Here is an 8977-nt window from a genome sequence, read left to right on the forward strand (position 1 = left end):
TTTTTTAAACAATAAAAAAATTAAGTTAGAATAGTTTATTTCGTAATATTTTTTTATTACGTTTGTCAAAATTTATATTTAAAAAAAGCAACCCAAAAATTCCCAACACACCATGAAAAAAATTATTGCAATTTCATTTTTATTAATTAACTACATCGGATTCAGTCAAATAAAAGTTATTCCAACTGTGCCTATCGAAAAAGTTGGAAGAATTGGCGAGAATGGTTCAAGTGATATTTACATTCAAAAAGAAGGAAATGAGTATACTGTTTTCTTTAAAAATATCGAACCTACTGAAACAAGTTCTTCTACAAAATTTAACTTTAAAGATTTAGCTGGTGATTTCGAAAGTTTGTATGCCATTATTTCTGATGGTTTTAATGCTTCTCCTGTAGCAGATATAAAATTAGATTTACCCAACGATATTGTTTGGTTGCGTTATACAAAAAGTTTGCAAAAAGTAGTAACTATGCAATTTATGAGTAAAGATAAAATTACTTCTGTTATTGGAACATCAGAGTTTATGACTAAAGCAGATATAAATAACTTGTTTGGTAAAAAATAATTTTCCAACAACTTAGATTTAAAAATTGATGCTTAATAATTTCGGTTTCTACTGAAATTATTAAGTATTTTTTTATAAAACTTTCTTCATCGTTTTCGATTTATTTACTGTTTCTACAAATTCATTTTCGGGAATACTATCTTTTGTGATTCCGCAACCAACATAGATATTTGCAGAATTATTTTCGATATTCATACATCTTAAATTGACGAATAAATCGGATTTATCATTTCTAAAAGTTGCAAAATCTATATTTAATTCGCCAAGAAAACCTGTGTAAAAAGTCCTGTCGTATTCTTCATTAGCAATAATAAATCGCATGGCTTCGTCTTTGGGTAAACCACAAACTGCTGGAGTTGGGTGCAATTTTTCGATAATATTCCTAAAATCATTTTTAGTATTAATTATTGCTTCAATATCAGTTTTGATATGAACAATACTTCCTGCTCGAAATGTATATGGTTCAGAAAATGAAATTTTAGTACTATAGGCTTTTAAATGTGTTAAAATAAAATCGGTTACAAATTGTTGTTCTTGCTTTTCTTTTTCTGCCCAAATATATTCCTCAGTCTGAGAATAAGGTTGCGTTCCTGCAAAAGAAACAGTTTTGATTGTGTTTTCGGACGATTGCAAAAATTGTTCTGGTGTTGCTCCCGTCCAAAAGCCAATTTTTGGGTGATAAAAACAATATTTGAATGTATTTCGGTAATTAAAAATTAATTTATTAAATGACTTTTCGAAATCAAAATCATCAATTTTTAAGGTTTCTTTTCTCGACAAAACTACTTTGTCAAATTGGTTATTTTGTATCGCATTTATTCCTTTTTCAACTAAGTTTTCGAAAGTTGTTTTTGCGTTGGAATCGATATCTAAATCAATTTCATTCTCAATAAAATAATCAATTTTGTTTACTGTTTCTATATAAACATCGGATTCATTTCTAGGAATTAAATATTTCTTTTTTCCATCAAAAGAAACAAAAGCAAAGCCAGTTTCTTCGAAATTATCTATTTCAAATAAATCATCATTTTTTTGAAAAACACCAATTAACTTGTCAGAATTTGGTTTGCAATAAATTACAAAAGGCATTTTTTTGTCTAGAAATCCCTTTCCTTTATTAAAAATAATATTCATTTTGGTTTTAAATTTTTCTCTTAGGCAAAACCATATTTGTCAATTTACAAAGCGAAATCAACTTGTTTTCTTCGTCGGTAATTCTTATTTCCCAAAGATGTATGCTTCTTCCTTTGTGTACAATTCTTGCAGTTCCTGTAACAATTCCTTCTCGTTTTGCTTTAAGATGGTTGGCCGAAATCTCGATGCCACGTATTTCGCTTAGTTCAGGATTTACAAACAACATCGATGCGGCGCTTCCTACACTTTCGGCAAGCGCAACACTAGCACCACCATGCAATAATCCCATAGGTTGGTGAACACCAGAATTTACAGGCATTGTAGCCACAAGAAAATCTTCGCCAGCATCTATAAATTCAATTTTCAGGGTTTCCATCAATGTGTTTTTGCACATGGTGTTGCACATGGTGAGTACTTTATTTTTGTCGAAAGTCATATATTTGTTTTTTGTGTTTCAAATTTACAAAAAAATAAGATTTTAAAAAGTCGCAAGTCATAAAGTTTTAATGTCATAAAGCCTTTATATATTCATCTAAATATTTAACCACAGATGCACAGATTTTAAAAGAAATAGAATTGTTAAATACGCTAATTCACGAAATAATCTTAAAATAAGTGTTGTTTTTAGATTAAAATCTTTTAATAATCTGTGCATCTGTGGTAAAAAAATATTTCATGAACATTTAGAATAAAAAACATTTTCGTTCGTTACTACATTTTCACTATTTTTATCAAAAATTAAATTGCAAATGCGTTATTCAATTCTATTCATACTTACTTTAGTCATTTCTATCACTTCATGCCGAAAGGATTTTGATACCATTCCTAGCTCAGGAAAATTAGAGTTTTCTAAAACTACGGTTTATTTAGATACTGTTTTCACAAACGTTGGTTCAAGTACTTATATGTTAAAAGTTTATAACAGAAGTGGCGACGATATTACCATTCCTAGTATTGCTTTAGGAAAAGGAAGTGCCTCAAAATACCGATTGATGGTTGATGGTATGACAGGATTAGATGGATCTGATGCTGATGCTATTGGCGACGGAAAAATATTTCCAAACGTTCAACTTTTGGCTCACGATAGCTTATTTGTATTTATAGAAACCACTGCCGATATTGCCGATGCTAATCCTGCAGATATGCTTTATACAGACGAAATTCTTTTTGATGCTGGTACTTTGCAACAAAAAGTAAATCTAGTTACACTGATTCAAGATGCTGTTTTCCTGTTTCCTGATAGAACACCAGATGGAAATGGTGGTTATTCTTATGAGAATTTGCTATTGGATAATAGTGACCCTGATAGTAATATTTACGGATTTGAACTTACTGATGCGGAACTGCATTTTACAAATGCAAAACCTTATGTAATATATGGTTATGCTGGCGTTGCTACAGGAAAAAATTTAATTATTGATGCTGGAGCTCGAATACATTTTCATGACAAATCGGGAATTTTTGTGAAAAGCGGTGGAGGTGTTCAGGTAAATGGTTTGCCATCAACTACTACAGCGTTAGAAAACGAAGTTATTTTTGAAGGTGACAGATTAGAACCTAGTTTTGCCGAAACACCTGGACAATGGGGGATTATTTACCTTGCTGAAGGTAGTACTAATAATATTTTTAATCATGCTACAATAAAAAATGCTACTGTTGGAATTTTTGTGGATAGACAAGATCCGACCACAGTTCAAATTACGAATACTCAAATTTATAACGCTTCAAATTACGGAATTGTAGCTAGAAAAGGTAAAATAAACGGAAATAATATTGTAATAAATAATGCAGGAAAATCGAGCCTTGCTTGTATATTAGGAGGGACTTATGATTTTGTGCATTGTACTTTTACTGATTTTTGGACTAATAGTTCTAGACAAAGTCCTGCTGTTTATTTAGACAATACTTACACAGAAAATGAAATAATATATGTTTCTGATTTAGTTGCAAACCTTACAAATTGCATTATTTATGGACCAAATAATATTGAGCTTGGGCTTAATAGAAACAATAGTGGACTTTTTAACCATCAGATAAAAAATTGTTTGATTAAGTTTAATGATACAAACAATCAATTTAGCAGCAATCCTTTATATACAAGTGTTTTTGCGCTGTCTAATAATAATTTGATGAGTAATAACACAACACCTTTTGATCCTAAGTTTAAAAACACGAGTAGGAATAATTTACGAATTGGTTTGACATCTGCGGCAACTGGAAATGCAAATTCAAATGCTCCATATTATATAAATCTAGATGCTGATGGCAATCCTAGAACTTTCCCTAATTCAGATATTGGTGCTTACGAACATTCTTCAAATTAGGTTTTACAAGATTTGACTTTGATTTAAATTGACTTTATAATTTTTATGGTTAGAGCAATTATTACAACAATCGTTATAAAAGGTACTCTTATGGCATTGAATTGTTCATAAGAATATTTCCAAAAAAAACTCTTTAAAATTATTTTTAGTTATCCTCAAATAGAAAACCAAAAATATAATGAAACCTATTAAATAATAATAATCTGACAAATTATTTCTTTTTAAGCTTCGTGTTTAAACTACTTTTCTTCTTCTTTCTTAATCACTTTTCTCGCCACTTCGATTTTAAACTTTTTGCCTTTCATTTTTTCGTCACGAATATTTTTTAGCAAATCGTTTACTTTCTTAGATTTTACGGCAGCAAAAGAAATAAAATCTTTCACTTCAATTAATCCTAAATCGCCTTTTTCGAGTTTTCCTTTTTGAGAAAAGAAACCTACAATATCTATTTTGTTTAGTTTTGTTTTCTTTCCTCCAGAAATATATATTGTTTGAAATTCCGGTGCTTTTGGTAACGAAGTTGAATTTTCTACATTCAAAACTGTCATTTTATAATCTATATAATCTAGTTTTTTCTCACTTTCGTGAATCAAAATATACGATGTTCCCGAGGCTAACATTCTCGCAGTTCGTCCGTTTCTATGCGTAAATTCATCTTCTTTAGACGGCAAATGATAATGAATTACGTGCTTTATTTCTGGAATATCCAATCCACGAGCAGCTAAATCGGTAGTGATTAAATAACTCACACTTCCGTTTCTAAATTGGATTAATGCACGTTCGCGTTCGTCCTGATCCATTCCGCCATGATAATAAGTGGCATAAATTCCTTTTTCGTTTAGTGTATCACTAATTCTTTCGGCTGCATCACGATGGTTGCAAAAAATAATTGCCGATTCCGATTTTAAAGAACAAATTAAATTAAACAAACTACCAATCTTATCTTTGTCTTTAGAAACTACCATTTTCATCGAAAGATTTGTCTTTTCTTCTTCCGAAGGAATGAAATCTAAAACAGTTGGATTGATAACTCGTGTGTATTTCGGGATTTCAATATCGGAAGTAGCGGAAACCAAAATACGCTTGTTTAGCTTTGGTAATCGGTTGATTATAAATGACATTTGCTCATGAAAACCTAGTTGTAAGGATTTGTCAAATTCATCTAAAATTAAGGTTTGAATAGCATCTACATTAAAAGTTCCTCTATCTATATGATCGGCGATTCTACCTGGCGTTCCTATAAGAACTGCGGGCGGATTGCTTAGGTTTTTTATTTCGGTATCGATAGAATGTCCGCCATAACAAACATTTACTTTATATGAAGTTCCCATTTTTTTCCAAACTTGTTCAATTTGCAAACCCAATTCTCGTGATGGAACTAGAATTAAACATTGAACAGAAGTTACGTTTTCTTGTAACATTTCGAAAATTGGCAATAAAAAAGCCAATGTTTTACCTGAACCTGTAGGCGAAAGCAATAAAACATTATTATCGTTCAAAATTGTGTCTTGAGCAACTTCTTGCATTTCGTTTAGGCTTTCGATACCTAAATTGAGCAATATATTATTGGAATGGTGGTTGTTATTCATTTTGCAAAGATAGACTTTGCTTTTGAATTACAAATTATGAATTTTAAATCACTTTTTCTTCTACAAATAACAATTTAATATTTTCGTATGAATTTTTTAATGCTTCTTTTATTTCATCAGGATTAAGCCAAGCGACTTTTTCGATTCCTTCTTCAATTTGACCTGTTGGCGTTCCTTCAAAATCAGTTTTCATTTCGTACCAATGCGTAATTTTTAATTTATATCGTCCGTTACGTTTGAAGATGTGATAGGTTTTTTGCAGTTTTCCAGTAATGGTAAGACCGGTTACGCCAGTTTCTTCTTCTACTTCGCGAATGGCGGTGTCTTCGATGAGTTCGCCTTTTTCGATTCCGCCTTTGGGTAAATCCCATTTCCCATTTCTAAAAATAAAAAGAACGGCACCATTTTTGTTAAAAACTAATCCGCCACCGGCTTTATTAACAGGAATTTTAGCTCTCAGAGTTTTCATAATCTCTTTTTCGTCAGGATGATACAGATAAGCTTTCTGTAATTTGTTCTGAAAAAAATTGATAATAATCTGATTAATATCGGCGCTTTCTAACAAGAAAAATTTAAAATCAGTTTCTTTTTTGATTTCATTTGTTAGAAAAAGTGGCTTGTCGTTCACAAAAACTTTATACATTTGTACTATGATTTTTAATAAAGATACTGCTAGCAAAACTGCTGAATTGCTTTTACAAATAAATGCAATTAAATTGAATTCTGAAAATCCTTTTACATGGGCTTCAGGATGGAAATCTCCTATTTATTGTGACAATAGGGTAATCCTCTCGTTTCCAGCGATAAGAAATTATATTCGCGACGAATTTTCTAAAAATATCGAAAAACAATTTGGTAAACCAGATGTTATTGCAGGTGTTGCCACAGGAGCAATAGGCATTGGGATTTTGGTTGCCGAGAGTTTAGGACTTCCTTTTGTGTATGTTCGTCCCGAGGCAAAAAAACACGGAAGATTAAACCAAGTTGAAGGTTTTTTGCAAAAAGGTCAGAATGTAATTGTGGTCGAGGATTTAATTAGTACAGGAAATAGTAGTTTACTTGCCGTAGAAGCTTTGCGTAATGAAGGTGCTAATGTAAAAGGAATGGCAGCCATTTTTTCTTACGGATTTCAAGTAGCAGAAGATAATTTTGCCAATGCTAATGTCGATTTATTTACATTAAGTAATTACGAAAGTTTACTAGAATTGGCTGTTGCTAAAGAATATATTACAAGAAATGAACAAGATTTACTGCAAGAATGGCGAAAAAGCCCGTCTGAATGGAATGTTGAAGTTTAATTTTTGGTTATTCGGTTAATCGGAATAAACGATACCTAAAAAAAAGTCTAATAATCTAAGAAGTCTAACAATCTAATAATCTAATAATGAATTTAGAAAGCCAAAAAGTTACTGTTCAAAAAAGTTCAGAATATATTTTTAATGAATTAAGTCAAGTTAAAAATTTCGAAAAATTAATGCCTGACAATATTGCAAAATTTGAAGTATTAGACGAAAATGCTTTTATTTTTGGATTAAAAGGAATGCCAGAAATAAAACTTAAAATGAAAGAGAAAAATGCCAATTCTCAAATTATTTTAGGAGCTGCAAGTGATAAATTACCATTTACATTAACGGCAAATATTAATGAAGTTTCTTCAGATGCGACCGAAGTACAATTGCTTTTTGATGGAGATTTTAATGCTATGATGGCCATGATGATAAAAGGACCAATAAGCAAGTTTATTGAAACTTTAAGCGAGAATATGCATAAGTTGTAGTTCTTATAACCACAAAAGGCACAAAAGAAAATAGCGATTTATTTTCTTTTGTGCCTTTTGTGGTTAAACTAATAAATCATCATAATTTCTTTTACTTCAAAACATTTCATACTATCATCTTCTAACAAAATTTCCAATTGTCCGTTACGAGTTACACGATTTATAATTCCCATAAACCGTTGCTGGTATGTATCTTCAAAAAGTGTTGGTTTTCCTTTCTTAAATAAATAGTTTCCGTACTCATTCCAAAAAGAATCAATTTCATTGTTTTTTAGTTTTTCAATATTACCCTCAATTTTAAGAACAACACTTTCTTGAAGTGTATCAATATCAAAATCTTGATGTTTTACATTCTTTAAAGATGAAGCTTTGGGTAAATTGTCGAAGTTGGTTTGGTTTACGTTTAATCCAATTCCTACGATAGATTCTATTTTTCCGTTTTCTTTAATACTATTCTCTATAAGTATGCCAGCTATTTTTTTATTTTCTGCCATAATGTCGTTAGGCCATTTTATATTTAAATTGCTAATCTTTAAATCATTTAATACCTGAATGACACTTACAGCAACAAGGATATTTAGATTAAAAATTTCATTAATGTTAATAATGGTTTTTTTTATTAAAATACTGATTGTTAGGTTTTTATTATGTTCTGAATCCCAATTAGAACCCATTTGTCCTTTGCCTTTTGTTTGCGATTTTGCGGTTACAACAGTATAATTTTCTAACTTTTCTTTTTGTGACAACCCTTTCAGGAAATCATTAGTAGAATCTATGGCATCGAGTTTGATTAACTTCATGGGTAGGTTTTTGTAACTATTTGCAATTAACATTTATTTACCACCAAAATAAGCACAAAAATGAATAACTTTGCAAAAATATTTTAAAAATTAGATGGCTAAAAAAGAAATTAATAATGATGTTTTGTTAGCAAACATTATCAAGGGAATAGAAGAAGTAAAAGGTAACGACATAACAATTCTTGATTTAAGAGCATTAGAAAATACAGTTTGTGATTATTTTGTGATTTCTAACGGAAATTCGAATACACAAGTAAATGCGATTGTAAATTCTATACAGAAAGTAGTTTCAAAAGAACTAAAAGACAAACCTTGGCACGTAGAAGGAGCTGATGTTGCAGATTGGGTTTTAATGGATTATGTTCACGTTGTAGTACACGTTTTTCAAAAACACATTCGTGAATATTATGACATTGAAAGTCTTTGGGGTGATGCAAAAATCACAACTATTGAAAACAAATATTAAATAAAGTATTTATGTCTAAAGAGATAAAAAAGAATAGTTTCAAGTTTAATCCTTGGTGGATTTACGGAGTTATTACAGCTATTTTTATAACAATGTGGTTTTCTGGTCAATCTCGTTGGGTTGAACCTACAAAAACTTCAGTTTCTAAATTCTACGAGTATTTGAATGCAAATCAAGTAGAAAAAGTTGAAATTATAAATGACAAAACAGTAGAAGTTTATCTAAAAAAAGAAGCTTTATCAGAAAAAGTACATGCTAAAATTTCTAAAGTAGATTTGTTGCAAAAACCAAATCTTGGACCACATTATACTTTTCAAATTGC

The 8977-nt window shown here is 30.5% G+C and carries 11 protein-coding genes; 6 read left to right on the forward strand and 5 right to left on the reverse strand.

What is annotated here, in order from left to right; genetic code table 11:
* The first annotated feature begins 112 nt into the window (after positions 1 to 112).
* On the forward strand, positions 113 to 565 hold the full coding sequence (locus ACH2BG_RS04320; protein ID WP_395046491.1) for a hypothetical protein: 453 nt from the start codon (positions 113 to 115) through the stop codon (positions 563 to 565).
* A 72-nt stretch (positions 566 to 637) separates the two neighbouring features.
* Here the strand turns inward: ACH2BG_RS04320 and ACH2BG_RS04325 are convergent, their stop codons facing one another.
* Both ACH2BG_RS04325 and ACH2BG_RS04330 read right to left on the reverse strand, forming a co-directional pair.
* Positions 638 to 1699 (reverse strand): chorismate-binding protein, encoded by a 1062-nt coding sequence (locus ACH2BG_RS04325; RefSeq protein WP_395046492.1) that lies wholly within the window; start codon positions 1697 to 1699, stop codon positions 638 to 640.
* A gap of 7 nt (positions 1700 to 1706) precedes the next feature.
* Positions 1707 to 2135 (reverse strand): PaaI family thioesterase, encoded by a 429-nt coding sequence (locus ACH2BG_RS04330; RefSeq protein WP_395046493.1) that lies wholly within the window; start codon positions 2133 to 2135, stop codon positions 1707 to 1709.
* A 313-nt stretch (positions 2136 to 2448) separates the two neighbouring features.
* On the opposite strand from ACH2BG_RS04330, the gene ACH2BG_RS04335 reads away from it, so the two are divergent.
* Positions 2449 to 4023, forward strand: coding sequence for a hypothetical protein (locus ACH2BG_RS04335; RefSeq protein WP_395046494.1), 1575 nt, complete (start codon positions 2449 to 2451; stop codon positions 4021 to 4023).
* Positions 4024 to 4262: 239 nt separating this feature from the next.
* On the opposite strand, the gene ACH2BG_RS04340 is transcribed toward ACH2BG_RS04335, so the two are convergent.
* Positions 4263 to 5612, reverse strand: coding sequence for a DEAD/DEAH box helicase (locus tag ACH2BG_RS04340; protein ID WP_395046495.1), 1350 nt, complete (start codon positions 5610 to 5612; stop codon positions 4263 to 4265).
* A 43-nt stretch (positions 5613 to 5655) separates the two neighbouring features.
* Positions 5656 to 6255 (reverse strand): NUDIX hydrolase, encoded by a 600-nt coding sequence (locus ACH2BG_RS04345; RefSeq protein ID WP_395046496.1) that lies wholly within the window; start codon positions 6253 to 6255, stop codon positions 5656 to 5658.
* Between the two features lie 7 nt (positions 6256 to 6262).
* Here ACH2BG_RS04345 and pyrE point away from each other — a divergent pair, with 7 nt between their 5' ends.
* Positions 6263 to 6910, forward strand: a complete 648-nt coding sequence (gene pyrE / locus ACH2BG_RS04350) for an orotate phosphoribosyltransferase (RefSeq protein ID WP_395046497.1) — start codon at positions 6263 to 6265, stop codon at positions 6908 to 6910.
* A gap of 86 nt (positions 6911 to 6996) precedes the next feature.
* Positions 6997 to 7389 carry an SRPBCC family protein gene (locus ACH2BG_RS04355; RefSeq protein WP_395046498.1) on the forward strand — a complete coding sequence of 131 codons (393 nt, stop codon included), beginning with the start codon at positions 6997 to 6999 and terminating at the stop codon, positions 7387 to 7389.
* Positions 7390 to 7457: 68 nt separating this feature from the next.
* On the opposite strand, the gene ACH2BG_RS04360 is transcribed toward ACH2BG_RS04355, so the two are convergent.
* Positions 7458 to 8189, reverse strand: a complete 732-nt coding sequence (locus ACH2BG_RS04360) for a biotin--[acetyl-CoA-carboxylase] ligase (RefSeq protein WP_395046499.1) — start codon at positions 8187 to 8189, stop codon at positions 7458 to 7460.
* 94 nt (positions 8190 to 8283) lie between these two features.
* On the opposite strand from ACH2BG_RS04360, the gene rsfS reads away from it, so the two are divergent.
* Positions 8284 to 8655 (forward strand): ribosome silencing factor, encoded by a 372-nt coding sequence (gene rsfS, locus ACH2BG_RS04365; RefSeq protein WP_395046500.1) that lies wholly within the window; start codon positions 8284 to 8286, stop codon positions 8653 to 8655.
* A gap of 11 nt (positions 8656 to 8666) precedes the next feature.
* Positions 8667 to 8977: ATP-dependent metallopeptidase FtsH/Yme1/Tma family protein (locus tag ACH2BG_RS04370; protein ID WP_395046501.1), on the forward strand; the 311-nt coding region annotated here is incomplete at its 3' end.

Origin of the sequence: Flavobacterium sp. (genome assembly GCF_043779715.1) — a bacterium.
Taxonomy (GTDB): domain Bacteria; phylum Bacteroidota; class Bacteroidia; order Flavobacteriales; family Flavobacteriaceae; genus Flavobacterium.

What these genes read in the sequence shown, in the direction of transcription:
- ACH2BG_RS04360 (WP_395046499.1), bottom strand. Translation starts at nt 8,189, where the DNA reads ATGAAGTTAATCAAACTCGATGCCATAGATTCTACTAATGATTTCCTG.
- ACH2BG_RS04345 (WP_395046496.1), bottom strand. Translation starts at nt 6,255, where the DNA reads ATGTATAAAGTTTTTGTGAACGACAAGCCACTTTTTCTAACAAATGAA.
- ACH2BG_RS04320 (WP_395046491.1), top strand. Translation starts at nt 113, where the DNA reads ATGAAAAAAATTATTGCAATTTCATTTTTATTAATTAACTACATCGGA.
- ACH2BG_RS04340 (WP_395046495.1), bottom strand. Translation starts at nt 5,612, where the DNA reads ATGAATAACAACCACCATTCCAATAATATATTGCTCAATTTAGGTATC.
- ACH2BG_RS04335 (WP_395046494.1), top strand. Translation starts at nt 2,449, where the DNA reads ATGCGTTATTCAATTCTATTCATACTTACTTTAGTCATTTCTATCACT.
- ACH2BG_RS04325 (WP_395046492.1), bottom strand. Translation starts at nt 1,699, where the DNA reads ATGAATATTATTTTTAATAAAGGAAAGGGATTTCTAGACAAAAAAATG.
- ACH2BG_RS04330 (WP_395046493.1), bottom strand. Translation starts at nt 2,135, where the DNA reads ATGACTTTCGACAAAAATAAAGTACTCACCATGTGCAACACCATGTGC.
- ACH2BG_RS04355 (WP_395046498.1), top strand. Translation starts at nt 6,997, where the DNA reads ATGAATTTAGAAAGCCAAAAAGTTACTGTTCAAAAAAGTTCAGAATAT.
- pyrE (WP_395046497.1), top strand. Translation starts at nt 6,263, where the DNA reads ATGATTTTTAATAAAGATACTGCTAGCAAAACTGCTGAATTGCTTTTA.
- rsfS (WP_395046500.1), top strand. Translation starts at nt 8,284, where the DNA reads ATGGCTAAAAAAGAAATTAATAATGATGTTTTGTTAGCAAACATTATC.